This is a genomic window from Polyangium mundeleinium (assembly GCF_028369105.1).
Lineage (GTDB): Bacteria > Myxococcota_A > Polyangia > Polyangiales > Polyangiaceae > Polyangium > Polyangium mundeleinium.
In genome coordinates this window covers 328,071-349,354 of the sequence record NZ_JAQNDO010000001.1, presented here as the reverse complement: position 1 = coordinate 349,354, position 21,284 = coordinate 328,071, and the positions used below count along the sequence as shown (strand labels likewise).

At 68.6% G+C, this 21,284-nt stretch carries 18 protein-coding genes; 9 read left to right on the top strand and 9 right to left on the bottom strand.

All coding sequences use genetic code 11. The features are described from left to right. The first annotated feature begins 3 nt into the window (after positions 1-3). Positions 4-2,115 (top strand): peptidase domain-containing ABC transporter, encoded by a 2,112-nt coding sequence (locus POL67_RS01445; protein ID WP_271914760.1) that lies wholly within the window; start codon positions 4-6, stop codon positions 2,113-2,115. Positions 2,116-2,157: 42 nt separating this feature from the next. On the opposite strand, the gene POL67_RS01440 is transcribed toward POL67_RS01445, so the two are convergent. After that, a complete protein-coding gene (locus POL67_RS01440; protein WP_271914757.1) occupies positions 2,158-3,381 on the bottom strand; it encodes an acyl-CoA dehydrogenase family protein in 1,224 nt (407 codons plus the stop codon). A 22-nt stretch (positions 3,382-3,403) separates the two neighbouring features. After that, complete coding sequence (locus POL67_RS01435; RefSeq protein ID WP_271914754.1) at positions 3,404-4,627, bottom strand: acyl-CoA dehydrogenase family protein; 1,224 nt, start codon at positions 4,625-4,627, stop codon at positions 3,404-3,406. Positions 4,628-4,820: 193 nt separating this feature from the next. Here POL67_RS01435 and rplM point away from each other — a divergent pair, with 193 nt between their 5' ends. Together rplM and rpsI are read left to right on the top strand one after the other, a co-directional pair. Beyond that, positions 4,821-5,264 (top strand): 50S ribosomal protein L13, encoded by a 444-nt coding sequence (gene rplM, locus POL67_RS01430; RefSeq protein ID WP_271914751.1) that lies wholly within the window; start codon positions 4,821-4,823, stop codon positions 5,262-5,264. Positions 5,265-5,278: 14 nt separating this feature from the next. Next, positions 5,279-5,674 carry a 30S ribosomal protein S9 gene (rpsI, locus tag POL67_RS01425; RefSeq protein WP_136927400.1) on the top strand — a complete coding sequence of 132 codons (396 nt, stop codon included), beginning with the start codon at positions 5,279-5,281 and terminating at the stop codon, positions 5,672-5,674. 100 nt (positions 5,675-5,774) lie between these two features. Here the strand turns inward: rpsI and POL67_RS01420 are convergent, their stop codons facing one another. After that, entirely contained in the window at positions 5,775-6,212 is a 438-nt protein-coding gene (locus tag POL67_RS01420) for a hypothetical protein (protein WP_271914745.1), read from the bottom strand. A 16-nt stretch (positions 6,213-6,228) separates the two neighbouring features. Further along, positions 6,229-8,238: a M23 family metallopeptidase gene (locus POL67_RS01415; protein ID WP_271914742.1), complete on the bottom strand. Its 2,010-nt coding sequence runs from the start codon at positions 8,236-8,238 to the stop codon at positions 6,229-6,231. A 101-nt stretch (positions 8,239-8,339) separates the two neighbouring features. Between POL67_RS01415 and POL67_RS01410 the strand changes: the two genes are divergently transcribed. The 5 genes from POL67_RS01410 (at position 8,340) to POL67_RS01390 (ending at position 13,799) form a co-directional block, all read left to right on the top strand. Beyond that, a complete protein-coding gene (locus POL67_RS01410; RefSeq protein WP_271914739.1) occupies positions 8,340-9,095 on the top strand; it encodes a tetratricopeptide repeat protein in 756 nt (251 codons plus the stop codon). 38 nt (positions 9,096-9,133) lie between these two features. Continuing rightward, positions 9,134-10,399, top strand: coding sequence for a DUF2062 domain-containing protein (locus POL67_RS01405; protein ID WP_271914736.1), 1,266 nt, complete (start codon positions 9,134-9,136; stop codon positions 10,397-10,399). 66 nt (positions 10,400-10,465) lie between these two features. After that, on the top strand, positions 10,466-12,094 hold the full coding sequence (locus tag POL67_RS01400) for an amidohydrolase (protein WP_271914733.1): 1,629 nt from the start codon (positions 10,466-10,468) through the stop codon (positions 12,092-12,094). Next, positions 12,091-13,434, top strand: coding sequence for an amidohydrolase family protein (locus POL67_RS53420; RefSeq protein ID WP_271914730.1), 1,344 nt, complete (start codon positions 12,091-12,093; stop codon positions 13,432-13,434). Before POL67_RS01400 ends, POL67_RS53420 begins: the two co-directional genes overlap by 4 nt. Next, a complete protein-coding gene (locus tag POL67_RS01390) occupies positions 13,431-13,799 on the top strand; it encodes a hypothetical protein (protein WP_271914727.1) in 369 nt (122 codons plus the stop codon). Before POL67_RS53420 ends, POL67_RS01390 begins: the two co-directional genes overlap by 4 nt. Before the next feature lie 24 nt (positions 13,800-13,823). Here the strand turns inward: POL67_RS01390 and POL67_RS01385 are convergent, their stop codons facing one another. Beyond that, positions 13,824-15,047 carry a phage head spike fiber domain-containing protein gene (locus POL67_RS01385; RefSeq protein WP_271914725.1) on the bottom strand — a complete coding sequence of 408 codons (1,224 nt, stop codon included), beginning with the start codon at positions 15,045-15,047 and terminating at the stop codon, positions 13,824-13,826. Positions 15,048-15,078: 31 nt separating this feature from the next. On the opposite strand from POL67_RS01385, the gene POL67_RS01380 reads away from it, so the two are divergent. Beyond that, a complete protein-coding gene (locus tag POL67_RS01380; protein WP_271914723.1) occupies positions 15,079-15,675 on the top strand; it encodes a DUF938 domain-containing protein in 597 nt (198 codons plus the stop codon). 4 nt (positions 15,676-15,679) lie between these two features. On the opposite strand, the gene POL67_RS01375 is transcribed toward POL67_RS01380, so the two are convergent. From POL67_RS01375 to POL67_RS01360, 4 genes are all read right to left on the bottom strand, one after another. Continuing rightward, positions 15,680-17,389 (bottom strand): amidohydrolase family protein, encoded by a 1,710-nt coding sequence (locus tag POL67_RS01375; protein ID WP_271914721.1) that lies wholly within the window; start codon positions 17,387-17,389, stop codon positions 15,680-15,682. A gap of 71 nt (positions 17,390-17,460) precedes the next feature. Continuing rightward, on the bottom strand, positions 17,461-18,447 hold the full coding sequence (locus POL67_RS01370) for a YncE family protein (protein ID WP_271914717.1): 987 nt from the start codon (positions 18,445-18,447) through the stop codon (positions 17,461-17,463). Between the two features lie 125 nt (positions 18,448-18,572). Next, positions 18,573-19,367 (bottom strand): DUF4339 domain-containing protein, encoded by a 795-nt coding sequence (locus POL67_RS01365; RefSeq protein WP_271914715.1) that lies wholly within the window; start codon positions 19,365-19,367, stop codon positions 18,573-18,575. Between the two features lie 42 nt (positions 19,368-19,409). Continuing rightward, positions 19,410-21,254 carry an ABC transporter ATP-binding protein gene (locus POL67_RS01360; protein WP_271914713.1) on the bottom strand — a complete coding sequence of 615 codons (1,845 nt, stop codon included), beginning with the start codon at positions 21,252-21,254 and terminating at the stop codon, positions 19,410-19,412. Between the last annotated feature and the right edge of the window lie 30 nt (positions 21,255-21,284).

The window sequence follows — 21,284 nt, the reverse complement described above, 5'->3', positions numbered from 1 at the left end:
CCCATGGCCAGCGTCGCCGACAACGAAGCCTCGCCCCCTCGCCCTGCGCGAGCCGTCCCCATCATTCTGCAAGGAGAGCCCAGCGAGTGCGGGCTCGCGTGCCTCGCCATGGTCGCCTCGTCCTGGGGGCTCGAGGCCGACCTCGCGGCGCTTCGCGCGAAGCTCACCACCACGCCGCGCGGACTCAGCCTGCGCATGCTGATGAGCCTCGCGGGGGCGCTTGGCCTCGCGGCGCGCCCCGTGCGCATCGGCCTTCACCGCCTCGGTGATCTGAAGACGCCCGCCATTCTCCACTGGAACATGGACCATTTCGTGGTCCTGGAGAAACTCGCGGGAGACGTCGCGTGGATCGTGGACCCTGCGCGTGGCCGCGTGCGCATGAAAATCGACGCGGTATCTCCCTCCTTCACCGGAATCGCGGTCGAGCTCACGCCGACGAAAGCGTTCTCCCGCGAGCCCCTCGCGCTCTCGCGGAGCTTCCGGCGGGCGTGGTTCGACGATCCGCACCTGCGATCAGTCGCGCTTCGAGCCTTGTGGCTCACGGTCCTGCTCCAGGTATCCATCGTCTCCCTGCCTTTCGCATACCGGTCCCTGATCGACCGTCACCCCGCGGCGGGCACGTCCGACCCGGCCATGCTGGCGATCGTCGCGGGCATTGCATTGATGATCGTCGTGCAAGCAGGCGCGTCGTGGACACGCGGGGTGCTGGTCACGCGGTTCGGCAATCTCTTCGTCCACCGCGTCTCCGCGCACATCGTCGGGCGTCTCTTCTCGCTCCCGGTGTCCTTCTTCCAGCGTCAGATCCTCGGCGACGTGCTGGCGCGCGTCCGATCAGTCGACGCGATCCGGCGCTTCGTCACCGATCGGGCGATTCCCCTGCTCATCGACCTCGCGGTCAGCGTGGTGACCGCCGCGCTGATGATCCGATTCAGCCCCAAGCTCGCGGCGATCGTGATCCTCGGGCTCGCCGTCGAGACCACGATGCGGTTCGCGGCGCTGCCGCGGCAACGGGAGCTCTCCGACGAGCTCTTGCACGCCGAAGGAAAAGAGCTCGCCCGCCTCCTCGAATCGATCCGCGCAGTGCAAGCCATCAAGCTCGCGGGGCGGGAGGCCCAGCGGTTCGCGTTGTGGGAGAACGACCTCGTCCGTGTCCTCAACGCCAACATGCGCCTGAGCCGCCTGCACACCGGCGTGGAATCGGCCGCCTCGACCATCGGGGCCGTCGAATGGGTGCTCGTCCTCGGAATCGGAGTGCTCGGCGTGGGCGCCGATCCCGTGCCCCTCGGCACCCTCTTCGGCTTCCTCGCGTACCGCGGCGTGTTCCGTGAGCGGTTCGGCACGCTCACCGAGAACCTGTCCTCCCTGCAGCTCGTCAGCGTCCACCTGCGTCGGCTCGACGACCTCATGCTCGCCGAAGCGGAGCCCGTGGGCGGACGCGACATGCCGGTCGACGGCGCGGGCGCGCTGTCGCTGAAGAACGTCCGCTTCCGGTACGCGGCGACGGAGCCGCTGGTGCTCGACGACGTCTCCCTGGAGGTCCCGGCCGGCGCGTGCGTGGCGATCGTGGGGCCGTCCGGGAGCGGGAAGTCCACGCTCATCAAGATCATCCTCGGCATCGAGACGCCGAGCGAGGGCGACGTGTTCCTCGACGACGCCTCGATCCGCGACGTCCACCGGCACGGCTGGCGCGAGCGGTTCGGGACCGTCATGCAGGATGACACGCTCCTCGCCGGCTCGATCGCCGAGAACATCGCCTTCTTCGACGCGACGATCGACATGGACCGGGTCCGCGCGGCGGCCCGCGATGCCTCGATCGCCGAGGAAATCGAGGCGATGCCGATGGAGTACGGCACGCTCGTCGGGGACATGGGCGCGCAGATCTCGGGGGGCCAGCGGCAGCGGATCCTCATCGCGCGCGCCCTCTACCGCCAGCCGAAGATCATCCTCTTCGACGAGGGCACCGCGAACCTCGATGCCGACAACGAGACGCGCATCGCGGCCGTCCTCGCCAACCTGGCCCCGACGCGCATCGTCGTCGCGCATCGTTCGCACCTCGTCTCGGTCGCCGACATCGTCTACGAGGTCCGCGGCGGACGCGTCACCCGGATGCGCTGAGCCGGATCGAGCCCCCCGAGGCCGAGCCCGCTTCGTTTGATGTCAAAATGACTTCAGGTTCGACACGATCCGCTTCGAGATGACCACGCGCTGGATGTTCCCGGTGCCCTCGAAGATGTCGTAGACCTTGATGTCGCGGAACCACTTCTCGAGCAGCGCGTGCTCTGCCTGGAGCGTCCCGTGCGCGCCGCAGATCTCGATCGCGTCGATGCACGCGAGCGTCGCGGCCTGCCCCGCCGCGGCCTTCGACATGCTCGCCTCCTTCGCGTTCGGGATGTTCATGTCCGCGAGGTATGTCGCGCGGTGCACGAGCAGCCGCGCCGCCTCCAGACGTCGCCCGATCTTCGCAAGCTTCTCTGCGATCGCCGCGTACCTCGGGATCGGCCGGCCGAGCACGTAGTTCTGCTTCACGAAGTCGCGCGCGTACTCGTACGCCGCGCGCCCGATGCCCACGGCCATCGCTGCGACGAGCGGGCGCGTGTTGTCGAAGGTCTTCATCGCCGTCATGAAGCCCTCCTTCGATCGATACGCCTCCTCGCCGCCGAGCAGGTTCTCCTCCGGCACGCGACAATCCTCGAGCACGAGCTCCGCCGTCTCGTTCGCGCGCAGCCCCATCTTGTCCTCGATCTTGCCGACCTCGAACCCGGGCGTCCCCTTCTCCACCACGAACGCGCGATGCCCCGCGCGCCCGAGCGAAGGATCCACGGTCGCGAAGATGACGGTCCACACCGCGCGGCCGCCGTTCGTGATGTAACACTTGCGCCCGTTCAGCACCCAGTGCGCGCCGTCCTTGCGACAGCTCGTGCGGATGCCCGCCACATCGCTGCCCGCGCCCGGCTCCGTCAGCCCGTACGCGCCCCACTTGAGCGGGCCCGTATCCATGTCGCGGAACATCCCGAGGAACCGCTTCTTCTGCTCCGGCGTCCCCGTCGCGCGCACCGGCGGCGCGCCGAGCCCCGGCCCCGGCATGCTGAGCGGAATCGCCGCGTCTGCCCACGCGAGCTCCTCGGCCGCGATCACCGCCGTGCGGTTCGCCTCGGAGGGCTTGCTCGGATCTCGCTCCTTGCGCGGCGTGCCTTCCGAGAACTCCGCGATGTCGTCCGAGCGGAAGCCCCTCGACATCATCATGAAGTTGCGCAGGAACGACTCCGGCACCTCCTTGTTGCGATCCATGTCGAGGCTCATCGGCCGGATCACGTGACGTCCGAGCGATTGGAGCGCCTCTTTCAGCTCGTGTTGCTTCTTGCTCAAAGCAAATTCGATCATCGTCGGCTCCTCGTTCGGTCCGTCAGGTGAAGATCGCCTGGGTGTCGGGGGTGGGCAGCACGAGCGCGGGATCGAGCTTCTGCCCGAGCTCGATCGCGCTCGCGAGCTGATCGAGCTGCTCGGCCGTCGGCGCGGCGAGCATGAGCTGCTTCGCGTCGCGCATCAGCTTCTCGGCCACGAGGTCGCGGATGAAGCCCGAGCCGCCGAAGAGCTGCACGCAGTCATCGGCCGTGCGCATCGTCGCCTCGAACGCGTGCGCCGCCGCGCGCGCCGACGCCAGCAGCGCATCCCGCTCCGGCAGACCCGCGTCCCACGCCGCCGCCGCCTTCCACACGAGCCAGCGCGACGTCTCCACGTCCATCGCTCGATCCGCGAGCGTGAACGCGACGGCCTGAAAGTGGCCGATCGGCTTTCCGAACGCGACACGCGTGTCGCAGTGCTCGCGCGCCAGCTCGAACGCGAAGCGCGAGAGCCCCACCGCCCGCGCCGCCACGACGAGCGCATGCTTCACGAAGAAGCGCAGCGCAGCGCGGGTAAAACCCTCCTCGCCTCCGTCGCCATGCAGCCGATCCGCGTCGCGCACGACCGCGCCTTCCAGCACGACCTCCCCGAAGCTCGCCGCGTCGAGCCCGAGCGTCTTGTGCCGCTCCCCCACGCGGATCCCGGTGTTGTCTCGCTGCACCACGAACGCGCCGATCCCGCCCCACCCGCGCTCGGGCTCCACCTGCGCGAACACGAGGAACCGATCGGCGAGCGCCGCGTTCCCCACGAACGCCTTCTTCCCCGTGATCCGGTAGCCCTCGTCGGTCCGCTCGGCCTTCGTCGCGAAACCTTCGTGCGTGCGACACGGCCCGGGCTCGCTCCACGCGACCGCGCCGAACCGGTCCCAACCGCCTTCCTCTGCGAAGCCGGCGAGCAGCTCGGCTGCGCGCTCCGGTCCGCCGAGCTCGATCACCGCGCGACCGAACGCGCCGGGCCCTGCGAGGCCAAACGCTGCGGCTGCGTCGGCGGCGCCGAGCTCTTCCTCGATCAGCACGGCGGTCACGAGCCCTTGGCCCTGGCCCCCGGCGGCCTCGGGGACCGAGACGAGCCCGAGCCCCATCTCGTGTGCCGTGCGCCGGATGTCCTCGGGCACGCCGCGCGCGTGTTCGAGCTCGCGTGTCCGGGGCAGAAGCGTGGCTTTCGCGAATTCCGCCACGGCGTCCTGCATCAACCGCTGGTCTTCGGTCGGTTCGAAAGCAATCATGGGTCCAGGCAAGGTCGGCCAAGGGTGGCCTTGCCGTCAACGCGGCGGGTTTTACGCACCCTTCGGGTGTGAGGACGGGTGGATCACGAACGATCCGATGCGGTTTTGCCCTCGTCGATCCTTGACAGACCGCCACCCCGCCTGTAGAAGTTGCGCCCCTTTCAGCTAGCTGGTGTCCCTCGGAGTCCGAGCGATGAATCCTGTCCCCAAGTCGTACAGCGCTAAGCCTGCGCAGGCGCTCGCAGATCGTAAATGGTGGGTGATCGACGCGGAGGGCAAGCCCCTCGGCCGCCTCGCCTCGCAAGTTGCGACCATCCTGCGTGGCAAGAACAAGCCCACGTTCACGCCCCACGTCGATACGGGGGATTTCGTGATCATCGTGAACGCCCAGAAGGTGGCGCTCACGGGACGCAAGCTGGAGCAGAAACAGTACGTCCGGCACAGCGGTGAGCCGGGTGGCTTCCGGACCGAGGCGTACGGTCACCTGCTCGAGCGCAAGCCCGAGCTGCCGATCGTCAAGGCGGTCAAGGGAATGCTCCCGAAGAACATCCTCGGCCGCGAGCTCATCACGAAGCTCAAGGTGTACGCCGGACCGGATCATCCCCATGCGGCGCAGAAGCCGCAGCCCCTTGCGTGAACTGAGGCCGATCCATGCCCGAGAACAATCGCATCTACGCTACCGGTAAGCGCAAGACGGCCGTCGCGCGCGTGTGGATCTCGCCGGGTTCCGGCAAGATCTCGGTGAATGCTCGTGGCGCGAACGACTATTTCGTGCGCGAGACGAACCAGATGATCATGCGTCAGTCGCTCGAGCTCCTCGAGCTCGTCGACCAGTACGACGTGCAAGCCACGGTGTCCGGCGGCGGGCACAGCGCGCAGGCCGAGGCGATGCGCCATGGCATCGCGCGCGCCCTCTGCCTCGCCGACCCCGAGCGCCGTGCTTCGCTGAAGCGCGCCGGCTTCTTGACGCGCGACGCGCGCAAGAAGGAGCGCAAGAAGTACGGTCAGCCGGGCGCCCGCAAGCGCTTCCAGTACTCGAAGCGCTGATCGCTGCCCGTTTGGTCCCCAAAACCCCCTCTCCCCCTTCACGGGACGGACAGGGGGTTTTGGTGTTTTGTCCCGAGGTGGCCCTTGCCCACGGAGGAGATCAGCTCGCCTTCGACGCGAGCTCGTCGCGCTGCGCCTGAAGCCAGGCCCGCCCGATCTCCTCGTCCGGGAAGAAACGCACCTGCACCTCGGTACGCGTGAGCGAGCGCATCGCGCGAACCGCGAGGTCCGAGAGGACCTGCACGTAGTGGTTGCCGCCGCAGATCGCGATCGCGCGGTTGTGCGTCCCGAGCGCGGGCTCGGTGGACGCCTTGCGCGCGTCCATGGTCGAGCTCATCTGGCGCGAGATGTCGACCAGCACGAGCAAGTAGGGCTTGCCCGCGTTCCATTGGCCCTCGGCCACGCGCAGCGTCCGGAGCTGGTGCCCCTCGACGACCCCGCCGAGGCGGTAGATCACAAGGTCGGGTTCCTCCACTTCGAGCACGCTGTCGCCCGCCTGCGCGATCTGCACCGGCTTCGACGATTCGTTGCGGCTCAAACGATCCCCGACGCGCTCAATGTGCCTCGGACTCTTCACCCGGATCATCCGGGGGCGCCTCCGGCGCAGGCGCGGCCGGCGGCTTCTTGCCCGCCGCGGACCCGATCGGCGTCGCCGACGACGGTCCCATGGGCAGGCCGTTCAAGAGCGGCGCGGGGATCGGCTGGCCGCCCCCTTCATCCTCATCGTCGCCCGTCTCCTCGACGAAGCCTGGCTGGGCCGCGGCCGGCTCACCCGCCGGCTGCGACGGCGGCGCGCCCGGCGCGGCAGGCGCGGCGCTCCCCGCGGGCGACGGCGGCGCGCCCGGCGCGGCGGCTGCGGGCGCGGGCTTCTCGGGCGGCGGCTCCGGGAGCGGGATCGCGTCGAGACGCCGATCGAGCTCGGCCTTCGCCTCCAGGAACGCGGCGCGATCGATCGGCGGCAGCACGCGCTCGCCGTCCATCTGCAGCGTCAAGGCGTCGAAGAACTTGCCGTCCTTCTTCGCGCTGAAGTGCAGGTGCGGGCCCGTCGATCGGCCCGTCGAACCGACGTACCCCACGAGCTGATGCACGCCGAGCTTCATGCCGACCTTGATGCCGGGCGCGAAGCGCGAGAGGTGCGCGTAGCCCGTCTGGACGCCGTTCGGGTGCATGATCGTCACCAGGTTCCCGCTCGGCCCGGCGGGCCCCACCCAGTCGACCGTGCCCTTGTAGGCTGAGTACACCGGCGTCCCCGTCGGCGCGCCGAGGTCCGTGCCGTTGTGCGGCATCGGCCGCTTCAGCACCGGATGTAGCCGCTTCGGGTTGAAGTGCGACGTCACCGGCGCGCCCGGGAGCGGCGAGCGCCAGCCGCCCGAGTACGGCTGTTTGCCGTGATCGTCCCAGTAGCCGCGCGCCTCCTGCCCGTTGAAGAAGTAGATGCGGATCGGCTTCTCGGCGGGATCGGCGGGCCTGTACTCGAGCGCGACGATCTTCTTGTATCGCGCGAACATCCCGAGCGCCGTCTCCTCCACCGCGATCACGCGCACCGTGGAGCCTTCCTCGAACGCCTCCGACGAGATACGACCGCCGAGCGCGTCATCGATCGTCGTGAGGACCCCGTCCTCCAAGCCGCCGGCCAGAGACGACGCGACGACGTCCTTGCTCACGTAGAACGCGCCCACGACCTCGGCCTCGGCGACCTTCATGTCGAGCCGCGTGCCGGCGAGGATGCCGCCTTGATCCTCGCGCGCCTGGTAGACCTCGAGCGACGAGACCTCGTACTCGAAAGCGCGCACGCGCTTCGTCGCGCGATCGAGCGCCGCGAAGAACTTGTCCTTGCGGCCGCACTTGTCGAACTTCCGCGTCCCCTCGAAGGCCTTCATGATCCGGTAGGTCTGGGCCTTCGGAACGTCCTTCTCCGCGAGCGCCTCCACGAAGCTCCTGCGATCGATCGTGCCCGACACGATCTGCACCGACGGATCCTTCGCGAGCTCCGACAACCGCCACGGACCCGGGACCGGCTCGCGCTTGCGCTTCGTCGCCTGCGCGTTCGGACCGCCTTTCGCATTCTCCGGCGTCGAGGCCTGGTGCGTGAGCCCTGCGCCTGCGATGAGCGCGCGCTCGTTGCGCGGCGGCACCACCTGGATCAGGAGCGCGATGATCGACGTCACCGTCGCGAGCCCGAACAGGCCGCCGAAGATCGCCGTCATGCGCGGCGTCAGGTACACGCCTCCGTGCGCGCGCGGCAGCGGCCGCGCCGACGGGCCTTCGAGCCCGGACGAAGGCGATGGACCTGCGCCGCCGCCCGCGAGCCCCGAGAGCGGCCCGCGCGGCGCGGCGGGCGGGCCCTCGGCTTCGCGCCTTCGCAGCGGCACGACCAGTCGCGGACGTTTGGACCTCGAAGCGTCCGCGACGCTCCCTCCCGGCTCGGGCGACGGATCGTTCATGTCGTCGAGCTCGGGCCCCTGCGGACCTCTGCGCTCTTCGACGGGGATGATCGGCTCCGGGACGTCCGCCACGGCATGCACGTACCCCGAGCAGACGAAGGCGGCAAGAGCGGCGTGCATGCACACGCCCGAGCTTCCGCCTCGGTCGAAGTACTGGAAAACGTAGGCTTTTTTGCGCCCACGCATCGCCGAGTCGGCCTGGCCGACGTAAGCTTTGGGGCATGGATGAGCGCCTCAAGGACCTGCTCCGCGTCGCGCGCGAGCACTACCAACGACGGGATTACGACCGCGCCGAGCCCGCCCTGAGAGAAGCGCTCGCGCTCCACGGCGAGCTCGCCGACGTGCACGACATGCTGGGCGTGATCCTCCATGATCGCGGAGATCTCCTGGGCGCGCGGTTTCACTTCGCGAACGCCGCGCGCATCAACCCCGCCTACACCGAGGCGCTCATGAACCTCGCGGTCACCCACGCCGACCTCGGCGACTACGAGGCCGCGCGCGAGGTCTATCGACGCATCCAGTCGGAGCACACGGGCACCACCTCGGACCCCTTCGTCCGCGGCAAAATCGCCAACATGCACGCGGACCTGGCGCAGGCCTACCTCGACGCCGGCAGCCCACGCGACGCCATCGCGGAGCTGCGCCGCGCCGTCGATCTCTGCCCGCGTTTCCCCGATTTGCAGGCTCGCCTCGGCAACCTCTACCGCGATCAGGGCAACCACGCCCTCGCCCGCGAGCACTACACCTCGGCCATCGAGGCGAACCCGCGGTACGCGCCGGCCCACGTCCTCCTCGGCCTCACGATGCTCGCCCTCGGCAGCCCCGATCAGGCCGTCACTTGTTTCCGCGCGGCGCTCTCGGTCGACCCGGACAACAAGAGCGCGAAGATGTACCTTCGCCTGGTCGAGGCCCAGCGCAACGCGCGCGCGGCCAAGCAGCCCCGACGGTCCCGCGAGGGCGCATCAACTCCAACTTGACGCTTGGGGGTTCCGCTCCCCCAAATCCCACCTGAGACTTGGCGACCTTTTCCCTCTGGCGCGAGGAGCTCCGGCGCGCCTTCCGTGACCTCCAAGGCGAGGACCTCTCTCCCGCGCGGCTCGGCGCCGCCGTCGCCATCGGCCTGTTCATCGGCTCGCTCCCCGTCTTCGGCTTCCACCTCCTCCTCGTCCTCGTCGTCTGCCTGAGGCTCCGCCTGCACGCCGTGCTCGCGTACGCCGCGGCGAACGTCTCGAACCCTTTCTTCGCGCCCTTCCTCATCACCGCGGAGATCCAGGTCGGCGCGCGCCTCCGCACCGGCGCATGGCTCCGCCTCGATCACGCGGTTGACGCTTGGGGGCTGCGCTCGGGCGAGCCGAGCTACGCCCCCAAACCCCCGATCGAGGCCAGCTACCGCACGGTCGTCGACTTCGCCGGCTACATGCTCGTCGGCGCTCCCCTCGTCGGCCTCGCCCTCGCCGCTGCTGGCTTCGCCCTCACCGTCACATTCGTCCTCGCCAAACGCGCCATCCGCCCTGCCTCGGGCGCGCTCCCGCCCTACCGCCTCCCGGAGAACGCGCCTCCCTGGATCGTCGCCGCCGAGCGCGTCGCCTCGCGCTTCGCCTCGCCCGAGAGCCCTTCTGCCGCCGACAAGAGCCTCTTCCACTACGTTCGCATCAAGCTCTCGCTCGACCCTATCGCGCGCCTCATCGCCGACATCGAGGGCCCGCGCGACGGCGCGCTCGGCGACGTGCTCGACATCGGCACCGGCCGCGGCCAGCTCCCGATCCTCCTCCTCGATCTCGGCCGCGCCACGCGCGCGCATGGCCTCGACTGGGACGAGACCAAGATCGAGGCCGCGCGCCGCGCCGCCGCCACGCGTCCCGAGGGCGCCGGGCCCGCCGAGGCCACGTTTGCCCGCGAGGACGCGCGCCGCTTCGAGGCCACGCCGGCCGACACGGTGCTCCTCATCGACCTCCTCCACTACTTCACGATCGAAGAGCAGGACGCGATCCTCCGCTGCGCTGCCGACCACGTGAAACCCGGCGGCCGCCTGCTCGTGCGCGAGGCCGACACCGAGCGAGGCTTCCGCAGCTTCGCCACCTTGCTCGAAGAGAAAATCTTCACGGCCGTACGGTTCAACCGCGGCGAGCGTGTTCGTTTCCGGCCTGCGCAAAGCATCACCGCGCTCCTCGAAGCGCGCGGCTTCCACTGTGATGTCCTGCCGGCGTGGGGCTCCACGCCCTTCTCCAACGTGCTCATCGTCGCGCGACGACCCGCGCTGGAGAATGCGCCCGCAGCGTGATCTCGCAGCAAGCTGCGATACGTGGATGCCCCGCGCGTTCGTCCGGGTGTGATACCGTCCCGCCCAATGTTCTCCCGCCGCGCGTTCCGGCTCCTTTCGCCGCTCCTCCTCGCTCTTCCCGCCTGCGCCTCCTCCTCGACATCCGCGCCTCCGAGCTCGCCTGCGAAGGCCGAGGCGCCTCCGCCCGACGTCCCTTTCCCCTGGGAAGCGCGCCCCTCCACCGCCGCGGGCATCGAGACGCCCGCCGCCGCATCGCCGCCGATCCTCATCCGCAATGCGACGCTCTGGCTCGCCACGGGCAAGACGATCCCGCGCGGCAGCATTCTCCTTCAGGGCGGCAAAATCGCGCAGGTCGCCGAGGGGGACCTCACGCCGCCCGAGGGCGCGCGAATCCTCGACGCCGCGGGCAAGTTCGTCACGCCCGGCATCATCGACACGCACTCGCACATTGGCGTCTATCCGATGCCGGGCACCGTCGCGCACCTCGATGGCAACGAGGCGAGCTCGCCCGTCACGCCCGACGTGCAGACCGTCGACGGCTTCTGGCCCCAGGATCCGGCCATCGAGCGCGCCGTCGCCGGCGGCGTCACCACGCTCCAGATCCTCCCCGGTTCGGCGAACCTCATTGGCGGCCGCTCCGTCACCTTGAAGCTCCGCCCCGCCCTCTCGCCGCGGCAAATGCACTTCCCGAATGCGCCCGACGGCCTGAAGATGGCCTGCGGCGAGAATCCCAAGCGCACCTACGGCAACGGCCGCCACGTGGCGCCCGGCACGCGCATGGGCAACCTCGCCATGCAACGCAAAGCCTTCCTCGACGCGAAAAAATACGAAGACGACTGGCAACGACATCGCACCACCGAGGCGAACCGCCTCCGCGACGACCAAAAGAAGCGCGCCGCTTACGAGGCCGAGGTCGAATCCCGCCAGAAGCAGCAGGCGCAATGCAACGACGATCCTTCGTACCCTCCCTGCGCCGAATGGCAAAAAGACTGGGACAAACCCCTCGATCCTCCGCGACCGAGCGACCCGGACGCCACGCCCCCGCGGGACCCCGCCAAGGAGACGCTCGTCGGCGCCATGCGCGGCAGGGTCCTCGTCCACATCCATTGTTATCGCGCGGACGACATGCTCGCCATGCTCGCGCTCGCCGACGAGGTGGGCTTCCAGGTGCGGAGCTTCCACCACGCCCTCGAAGCGTACAAGATCCGCGACATCCTCGCGAAAAAGGGCGTCTCCGTCTCCACCTGGGCCGATTGGTGGGGCTTCAAAATGGAGGCGTATGACGGCATCCCCGAGAACATCGCGCTCCTGCAAGAATCGGGGGCCCTCCCGATCGTACACACCGACTCGGCCGAGGGCGTCCAGCGCATGAACCAGGAGGCGAGCAAAGCCCTCGCCAGCGGCCGACGCGCCGGAATGCCCCTCACGGACGAGGAGGCCATTCGATGGCTCACGTACAACCCGGCCTGGGCCCTCGGCATCGACAAACGCGTCGGCACACTCGAAGTCGGCAAGGACGCGGACGTCGTCCTTTGGGACCGCCATCCTTTCTCGGTCTATGCCTCGGCCGAGGAGGTCTGGATCGACGGCGCCACCGTGTACCAAAAAGGCAAAAAACGCCCACCCTGGAGCGATTTCGAACTCGGCCAAGACACCGGCCGGCCCACGACCCTTCTGCCCGGAGGTGCGCCGTGACGAACCCCCGATCCCTGCGAAAGACGTTTGCCTCGTCCCTGTTCGTCCTGACCACCCATTTCGCGGCGACGGAGGCCCTCGCGCAGCCCGCCCGCCCCGCGCCAGCCCCGGCCCCCGCGGCGGCGAAGGCCACCGAGCCTGCCGCCGCCGCGCCCCTGGCGATCGTCGGCGGCCGTGTTCATACGGGCACGGGCGAGATCCTCGAAGATGCCACGATCCTCGTGGAAAAAGGCCTCGTGCAGAAGATCGGCAAGGGCCTCGCCGTCCCGACCGGCGTCACGACCATCGACGCCAAGGGCGCCATTGTCACGCCTGGCTTCGTCGACGCGCTCACATCCATCGGCCTCGTCGAGATCTCGCTCGAAGACTCCACGCACGACGATGACCGCGGCGGCAAAGACCCCATTCGCGCGGCCTTCCGCGCCGCCGACGGCTACAATCCCGCCTCCACCGTCGTCGGCATCACGCGCGCCGAGGGCGTCACCTCCGCCGCTGTCGTCCCGCTCGGCGGCCTCTTTTCCGGACAATCCACCTGGGCCGACCTCGACGGCGACACCCGCGAATCGGCGCTCGCCGCGGGCCCCCTCGCGCTTCACGTCCACCTCGACGGCAGCCTCGACGGCGATCGCGGCGGCCCTGCGGCGGCCTTGCACCTCGCGCGGGAGGTCTTCGACGACGCCCGTACGTTCCAGAAAAACCGCGCCGCCTGGGAGCGCAACCAGAGCCGCCCCTTCGCCGCGAGCCGGCTCGACCTCGAAGCCGTCGGCGACGCGCTCGCCGGCCGGGTCCCGGTCGTCTTCCACGTCGATCGCGCCTCCGACATCCTCGCCGCCATCGCGCTCGCCAAGGAGTTCGGCCTCCGCCCCGTCATCGCGGGCGGCGCCGAGGCCTGGAAGATCGCGCCTCGCCTTGCCGAATCGAAGGTCCCGGTGATCGTCAATCCCCTCGAACCCGGCCCCACGACCTTCGACACCCTCGGCATGCGCGACGACAATGCCGCGCTCCTCCACGCCGCTGGCGTCCCCGTCGTCATCACCACGAACGACACCCACAATGCGCGCAAGCTCCGCCAGGTCGCCGGCAACGCCGTCCGCGCGGGATTGCCGCACGCCGCGGCCATCGCTGCCATTACGAGCGCCCCGGCCGCGGCGCTCGGGCTCGGCGCCAAATACGGTACGCTCGCCCCGGGCAAGGTGGCGAACCTCGTCGTCTGGTCCGGCGATCCTCTCGAAATCGCCTCGCGCCCGCTCGCCGTCGTCATTCGCGGCAAGAAGGTCGACCTCACGAACCGCCAATCGGCCCTGTTCACGCGCTACAGAAAACTCCCCATCGCCCGGTGAACGCGCCTGCCCCGCCTCGATTTCGGCTCCGCCTCTTCCTCGAGCGCCTCGCCGTCGGGCATTTCTTTGGCTACCCCCTCGCCTTCGTGTGGGCCGTCGCCTCGATGCCGCTCACGATCCACCTGCATTTCGAGCGCCTCTCCGAGCTTGAGCACGACACCAAGGCGATGGGCCAGCTCGTCGTCCGCCTCGTCGCCTGGCCTTCCGGCGTGGTGTTCGTCCTCGCGCACCTCTTCGCGCTCGCGTGGGGGCTCGCGCAGTCGAAGAAGCGCGGGCAATGGATCTTTCTCGGCGGATTCGGCGTGCTCCTCGGGACGGGCGTCCTTTTCGGCGCGGGGAGCTGGCTCTGGCTCTACCTGCGCTGACGGACCCGTTTGGCGGGACAATTCCTATCGAATCTCGATGTACCGAAGATCCACGCTCTCCTGCGGACCGTCGTTGTCTCCGAGCAACCACACGGTGGAATCCTTCCCGACGGGCTCGACCCGCCCGAGCTTCGACACGGTCGCATCTCCCTTCGTCGCGCCCTTGATCGAAATCAGCCGCCGATTCGGCAGGTACTGCACCCGCACTTCGAGTTCCTGATCCCGCGACCAGTCGAGCCCCTCGATCCGCAGGCTGTCCGGCGAGCCCACCTTGAGCAGCGTCAACGTGCCTCCCATCGCCCCGGCCTTCATCCGAAAAAAGACGCTGTCGTCCTCCAGCGCGACGAGATCTTGATCAACGACCTGCTCCCTCTGCGCGTAATGCGGCGCATACCGGATCGTCACGTCGAAATACCCCGACGGGGCCAGCGTTTCCATGTCGACGTGCAAGAGATCCGCCTCCCGGAGCGCCGGCGCCCCCGTCGTCGGAATGAAGCTCGAAGGATATGTCCCCACCTCCACCTGCGCCGCGTACACGGTCATCGCCGTCGGCTGCTCGATGGCAGGCTCCGCCCCAACCGCCTCCGTCGTCAATCGAAGGACGGGCTGCTCCTCGACGGTCCTCACCTCGTACCGCTTCCATGCCGCGTCGCCCACGGTCACGAACGCATTGCCGTACGCGAAATACGCAAACGGCCCCGTTCCCTGCGTGCCCGCGATCCACGCCGAGGCAATCGCACCGTCCACGATCATCCCGGGTGACGACTGCTTTCCCGCGGAGAGCAGGGCCACGCCATCCATTCCGCCTGCGGGATCGGGGGCGTCCTGCGTGGCCATCATCGCCTGGGCCGGCGTGATCCACCCGGCGCCTCCCCACCTGCTCCGCGGATTCAAATTCGTCCGCTCCGTCTCCAGCGCGAGCCCCCAGCCCGTCCCCACGTTGCGGGGCCTCGGCTCGTTCTTCTGGTATCCGATCCGCAGCGCATTCGGACCAATTTGCGACGTGCGCGGCGTGTCGGTCTTATTGATGTAAATGAGCCAATCGGGCATCGTGTAGACCATCTCCGGCCCGGGCTCGATCGCCTCCCACACCAGCCGATCCCGCGGAGGCAGGCTGCCCGGGTCCTCATCGAGCGAAAGCTCGCCGGGCAGCCCGCCCACGATCTGGCAGCCAAACGTCGAGGCCCCGAGGATCGCGATCCACAAACCTCGCTTTGCTTTCCACGCGCGCATCTTGCTAAGCTCCACGCGCCCGAGGATACACCACCCGGAGGCCCCCATGAAGCGACGCGCCCCTGCAGCCGAGAGAAATCGCGATCCCATCCTGGACATCCTCCGACGTGTCCTCCCGGACGGCGCCTTTGCCCTCGAAATCGCGAGTGGCTCGGGTCAGCACACGGCCCACTTCGCGGCGCACCTCCCCAGCGTCACGTTCCAGCCGACCGACCCCGACTCCGACGCGCTCATCAGCATCGAAGCGTACCGCGCTGAGCTCGATCTCCCGAATTTCCTCCGCCCGCTCCGGCTCGACGCCTCCGAGGACACCTGGCCCGTCTCTCGCGCCGACGCCATCGTCTGCATCAACATGATCCACATCGCCCCCTTCCGCGCGTGCGAGGGCCTCTTCCGCGGCGCCGCGCGCATCCTCCCCGCGGGCGGCGTGCTCTTCACGTACGGCCCTTATCGATTCTCGGGCTCCTTCACGGCGCCGAGCAACGAGGCCTTCGACGCCTCGTTACGGGAAAGGGACCCGTCCTGGGGCGTGCGCGACCTCGACGACCTCCAGCGCCTCGCACGTCAATCCGGCTTCGTGCACGAGGAGACCGTCCCCATGCCCGCCAACAATCACTCGCTCGTCTTTCGCAAGACGGCCTGAGCGATCATTCGCATTTCACGAGCGGCGCGAGCGGCGCGAAATCCCACTGCGTCAGGTTCATATCGTCGTACGTCTTGAGCTCCGACGACAGGATCTGCGTAATGTCGGCCCACGTCTGCCCGAACTTGTTCGCCGTCGTGCCGCCCGTCTCGGCCACACACGCGAATTTCGCGGCCCCGCAGATATCGAGCGCCTCGCAGCCCGGCGCTTGCGGCCCAAGCGCCGCGAGCACGGCGTCTCCATAAAGCGGCACCCCATTCACCACAACAAGCGAAACGTCCTTCGGCCGCGCCGCGAGCACCGTATCAAATGGCACGCTCGCATCCCCCGTGATCACCGTCACGTCCGCCTTTTTCCCGACCTCGAGCGACCCGAGCACATCCGAGAGCCCCAGCGCCTTCGCCGCATTCACCGTCACCATGCGGACCAGCATGGCCGGCGACAGCACGTCGCCGAAGGCCTCGTTGTCGACCCTGTTGGCGAAGCGCAGCTCGTCGAGCAGGTTCTGGCTGCCCCCGAGCGACCAATCCGGCGCCAGCGCCACGTTGATGCCCAGCGACAAGGCCATCGGCACGTTCGTCGTTTTCGTGAAGTCCGTCCCGCCGCCGTACAGGAACACGTTCGAGCGCGGCGACCACACGAGGCTCATGCCCTTGTCCGCCATCACCCCGAATTCGTCGGCCCCGAACGCCGTCCCGTGGACGATCGTCGTCTCTGCCGCGTACAGGCAGCCATCCGGGTTCGTCGCCGTCCCGAGCGTCGTGAATTCTTTTTTCGCCGTCTCGTCCACGCCCTCGCCGCAATGAATGACGTACGCGTCCGTCTTGTCGACGAGGAAGTTGCTGCAGACCGTATCGCCGCTCGACGGCGGGAACAACGTCGAGACCTGCACCTTGTCCGCGCCGAGGTCGTTCGCCTTCTGATCGATCGTCCGGGCGAGCGACCCATAACACGTCTTGTCAATCGGGTTCGCCGCGCCGGCGATGCTCGTCGTCCCGGCGACGAGACCCTTCATCTCGCCGTACTTGTTCATCTCGCAGCCGAAGCCCGGGTCGAGGTTCGGCGTCCCCTCGCCGTTCATGTATTGCTTCGCGTCGACCATCGCCTGGTAACGCGGCTCGTTCGGCCACTGGTTGTGGTTGCCGTACGCCTTCGAGGGGCTCCAGTCCGACTCGTCGAAGATATCGAACAGGATGTGGTTGTGCGTATCGATCATCCCCGGCAGGATGACCCCGTGCGTCTTGACGACCGTCGCCTCCGCGGCGCCCGGCGCGTTCTCGCACGACGGGCCCACGCACGTCAGCGTATCGCTCTCGATGAGCACCTCGCCCGCGAATGCCTTGTCCGGGGTGACCACACACCCGATGAGCCGCAGCTTTCCGGGCATCCCCACCTTGGACACCTCGGGCGTACCCAGGTCGGCCATGCAATCGGTTTCGACCGGGACCCCGTCGCCGCCGCTGCCGCCCGCGCCGCCCACGCCCCCTGTTCCGCCCGCGCCGCCCATTCCCCCGACGCCGCCCATTCCCCCTGCGCCGCCTGTCCCGCCGACGCCGCCGACGCCACCCGACCCGGCGTCGCCGCCGCTGCCTCCATTGCCCTCGTCGACGTCCACCGGAAGGGGGTTGCTCGGCGTGAGCACCGGCTCGTCCGAGCAACCCACGACCGAGACCAACCCAAAAGCCCAAAGGATGAAGGTTCGGGAGGAGGCCACGGCTCGAATGTACAGGTTTTCCCCCCGAACCGCACTCCGTTTTTCGTGACATCTTGGTGGCACGCGGCGCGTCAATTCGCAGCGCGCACGACCCAAAGCGGACCTCGCAGGGAGCTGCCCTCGAACCGTTCGTCGAGGAAAACAGGCCCGCCATCCTTTTCCACCACGATGGCGCGCACGCCCTGGTCGGTCGCGACGAGCGCCCGGTCCCCGGCCGTGGCCAGGTCTCGCGAGAAAAACGTACCAGCCCGACGAACCTCCCCCCCAAGCGCGATCGCGGTCACGCCGAGACCCCCGTTTTCCTGCCCGAGCTCCACGACCCACAATGTATTCGTCGACAGCACGAGCGCCGCCCCGCCGAGCACCGCCGCCGCTTCGATCCTCTCGATTCCCGGCCCGACCCCGAGCATCACGGCGGCCTCCGCACTCTGCGCGCCCACCTTCCGCGCGGCAATATCACCTCCCACCACGTCCCAAAGCAGCCCGGATTCGGCCGACAGCGGAACGAATCGCGCTGTCGGCGGCTGGAGCGCCGGCGCCCCGAGGTCGAGGCCCGTCGTCACGACCAACCCGTTTTCCGTCAGCGTCCCCGACATCCGCGTCAATCGGTCCTCGTTCACGCCGTACGAAAGCACCTCCATCCGGTCCCCCTCCCTCCACACCGAAGCGGGCCGCGGCGCGTAGACCCCTTTTGCGATCGTGCCTTCCCGCAGCACCTTCCACCGAGGCCCGTACGCCCCTTGCTCGAACACCCACAGCCCCCCGTCCGTCGCGAAAAGCGCGGCTCCTCCATCCACCCACGCCGCGTGCGCGCACGCCCCCACGGCGCCCTCGTCGAGCGGACACACACGGATCTCGCCGCCCGACGCATCCTCATTTTCTTCGAGCACCCACAATCGTGAGGCGTCCGGATCGACCGCCACGTCGCGCGGCGTCCCTCCGCCCCCTTCGGCCGAGCTCGTCACGGCCCCGGTCTTCCCGTCGAAGACCACGACCTCCCCTTGCAGGCCAAACCCCACACCATACCACGCTTCATCCGCGGAAGAAATATGTTGCACCTCCAACGGATTCTCCTCCCGGCACGCCGATACCCCAAGCACCCCGAGCACAACGATGGACCATCGCGTCATGCCCCTTCATCGACGCGACCCCCTCCGCAGTTGCGTAGAATTTTTCGGTACGCTCAGGGACAGCGAATGCGCGTCGGCAATGGCTCGCACCGCGCCACGCCTTTGTGGAGCACGCAACAGGCCTCGTGAGCCCCGTGGCAGGGACAATCCCTCGGCTTCGTACCGTCGCCGCAGAGGACCCCGCGTGTCTTCTCGAATTCGGCCTGCTCGGCCCGCAAAAGCGGCAGCTCCTTCGACGAGAGCTGCGCGAGCGCCCGCGCCACCTCGGGCTTTCGTTTCTCCGCCGGAGGCAACGTCTCGAGCAGCGCCCGCGCCTTGCAAACCGCCGCGCGCCCATCCATCCGCGCATCCGCGAGCACCGCGCTCGCCAATTTCATCCGCTCGCTCGTGGAGAGCTGCGCGGCGTTCGCCGCCTCGATCGCCTGCTCGACCGCGCCCGGCTCCTCCACGGACGCCGCGGGGCGCGCCGGCTCCGCGGATGGGATCTGCGCAGTGCTCTCGCGCCATCGATCCTCGATCTCGCGCACGATCCCATCTTTGTTTTCGGCGACGTGGCCATACGCCACCACCGCCACGACGACCGAGGCGAGCGCCACAGCCACGCGTACGAGCTCCATCCGTGTATACGCGAGCCACCGCCCGCGCCTCGGCGCCCGCCCCTCTCGCGAGCTCCGCGCGACGAGCTCGTCCGCGAACGCCGGGTGATCATCGAGCGCGATCCACGCCTCCTGCCCCTCGGGCCGCACCCGCGTCGACGAGGGCAAACCCCGCATGATGGCCCAGCGCACGGCCTCCTCGCTCATCGGGCCGAGTTTCTTGTCGCCGTCGTGGAGTTCCCATCCGGGCATGATGGTTCAAGATGAGACTACCACGAGTTCTGCGGTGAAGGCTCAAAGAACCTGCGCCCCCTCGACCGTCGGGACGATCGCCAATGCGTTGACCGACGGCCCCTTCACAACCTCCCCCCTCGCCCCCTCTCGCCCACCTTCGAGCTGCCGCTCCACGAGCTTCCGATAAAGCCCGCCTTGCTGCATCAGCGTCGCGTGGTCCCCGCTCTGGATGATCTTTCCGTCCTCGATCACCACCACCCGATTCGCCCCCATCACCGTCGACAATCGGTGCGCGATGATCAGCGTCGTTCGCCCCTTCATCAATCGGTCGAGTGCTTCTTTCACGAGGTGCTCGCTCTCCGCATCGAGCGCGCTCGTCGCCTCGTCGAGCACCAGGATCCGCGGATCCTTCAGCACCGCGCGCGCGATCGCCACCCGCTGCTTCTGCCCGCCGGACAACTTCACGCCCCGCTCCCCCACGAGCGTCGCATATCCCTCCGGGAACTTCGACACGAACTCGTGCGCGTTCGCCGCCCGCGCCGCCGCCTCCACCTCGGCCTCCGTCGCGGTTGTCCGGCCATACCGAATGTTGTCCGCAACGCTGCACGAAAACAGCATCGGCTCTTGCGACACCACCCCGACGTTACGTCGCAGCCATTCCGGCGAAAGCTCCCGCAAATCCTTTCCGTCGAGGGCGATCCGCCCGCCTGTCGGATCGTACAGACGCAGGAGCAGCGCCGCGATCGTCGATTTCCCCGATCCCGACGGCCCCACGAGCGCCACCACCTCGCCCGGCGCGATCACGAGATCGAGGTCCCGCAGCACGGGCAGGTCTTTCCGCGAGGGATACGCGAAGCTCACGCGCGAGAGCTCGATACGACCCTCCACCGAACCGGGCCGCGCGCCCTCCGTGAGCGGAATCGTCGGGGGGCGATCGAGCAATTCGAAGACCCGCTCGGCCGCGCCCGACGCCCGCATCAAGTCGGCCCACAGCTCGCTGATCCCGCCGAGCGAAAACGCCACCATGAGCGTGTAAATCAAAAATGACGTCAATCCGCCGGGCGTCATCGCTCCCTGCGAAACGAGCCGCCCGCCGTACCAGAGCACCAGCGCGAGCGCCGCAAACGCCGCGAACGACGAGACGCTCATGAACACCGAGCTCGTCACGATGCGCCGCCATACCACGGCGAAGGCGTCCCATACCGCGTTCGTGTATCGCCCCGCCTCCGTCTTCTCCGCGGCGAACGCCCGCACCGTCCGGATGCCCGCGATCGTCTCCTCGGCGACCTCGTTCGACCGGGCGAGCGCGTCCTGCGCCTCGCGCGACAGCTTGCGCACCCGGCGCCCATACGCCACGGCGCCGAGCGCCACCGGCGGTACCACCCCGAGCATCACGGCCGTGAGAATGGGTGACGTGTAGACGAGGAAGCCGACGCCGCCGAGCACCTGCGCCGCGAAACGCAGCCCCATCGAGATGTTCACGCTCACCGCGTTTTGCACGAGCGTGGTGTCCGCCGCGAGCCGACTCGTCAGCTCGCCCGTCTTCCGCTCGTCGAAGAACGCGATCTCCTGCGCGAGCAGGTGCTCGAAGAGATCCCGCCGCAGGCGCGTCACCACCCGCTCGCCTGCGCTCGTGAACAGCACGAAACGCAGCGCCGTCGCGGCCGCCTGCACGGCCGCCACCAGGATGAGCGCGAGCGCCGCGCGATCGATCGTCCAGAAGCCGCCCACCTGGCCCACCGCGCGATCCAGGATCACCCGGAATGCCTGCGGGACGAGCAGCCCCATCAGCGTGCCGATGACGAGGAACACGGTCCCGCCCGCAAGCCGAGCGGTCTCCGGACGAGCGAGCCCGAGCAAGCGGCTGAGGGACGCATTCTTGGCGGGTTTGTCCGGATCTCCCATGATCCCGCCTATGTACCACGGAGCGCGCCC

Coding starts and splice junctions, on each gene's coding strand:
- POL67_RS01365 (WP_271914715.1), bottom strand. CDS start 19,367: ATGCCCGGATGGGAACTCCACGACGGCGACAAGAAACTCGGCCCGATG.
- POL67_RS01360 (WP_271914713.1), bottom strand. CDS start 21,254: ATGGGAGATCCGGACAAACCCGCCAAGAATGCGTCCCTCAGCCGCTTG.
- POL67_RS01415 (WP_271914742.1), bottom strand. CDS start 8,238: ATGCACGCCGCTCTTGCCGCCTTCGTCTGCTCGGGGTACGTGCATGCC.
- POL67_RS01445 (WP_271914760.1), top strand. CDS start 4: ATGGCCAGCGTCGCCGACAACGAAGCCTCGCCCCCTCGCCCTGCGCGA.
- rpsI (WP_136927400.1), top strand. CDS start 5,279: ATGCCCGAGAACAATCGCATCTACGCTACCGGTAAGCGCAAGACGGCC.
- POL67_RS01435 (WP_271914754.1), bottom strand. CDS start 4,627: ATGATTGCTTTCGAACCGACCGAAGACCAGCGGTTGATGCAGGACGCC.
- POL67_RS01400 (WP_271914733.1), top strand. CDS start 10,466: ATGTTCTCCCGCCGCGCGTTCCGGCTCCTTTCGCCGCTCCTCCTCGCT.
- POL67_RS01410 (WP_271914739.1), top strand. CDS start 8,340: ATGGATGAGCGCCTCAAGGACCTGCTCCGCGTCGCGCGCGAGCACTAC.
- POL67_RS01380 (WP_271914723.1), top strand. CDS start 15,079: ATGAAGCGACGCGCCCCTGCAGCCGAGAGAAATCGCGATCCCATCCTG.
- POL67_RS01440 (WP_271914757.1), bottom strand. CDS start 3,381: ATGATCGAATTTGCTTTGAGCAAGAAGCAACACGAGCTGAAAGAGGCG.
- rplM (WP_271914751.1), top strand. CDS start 4,821: ATGAATCCTGTCCCCAAGTCGTACAGCGCTAAGCCTGCGCAGGCGCTC.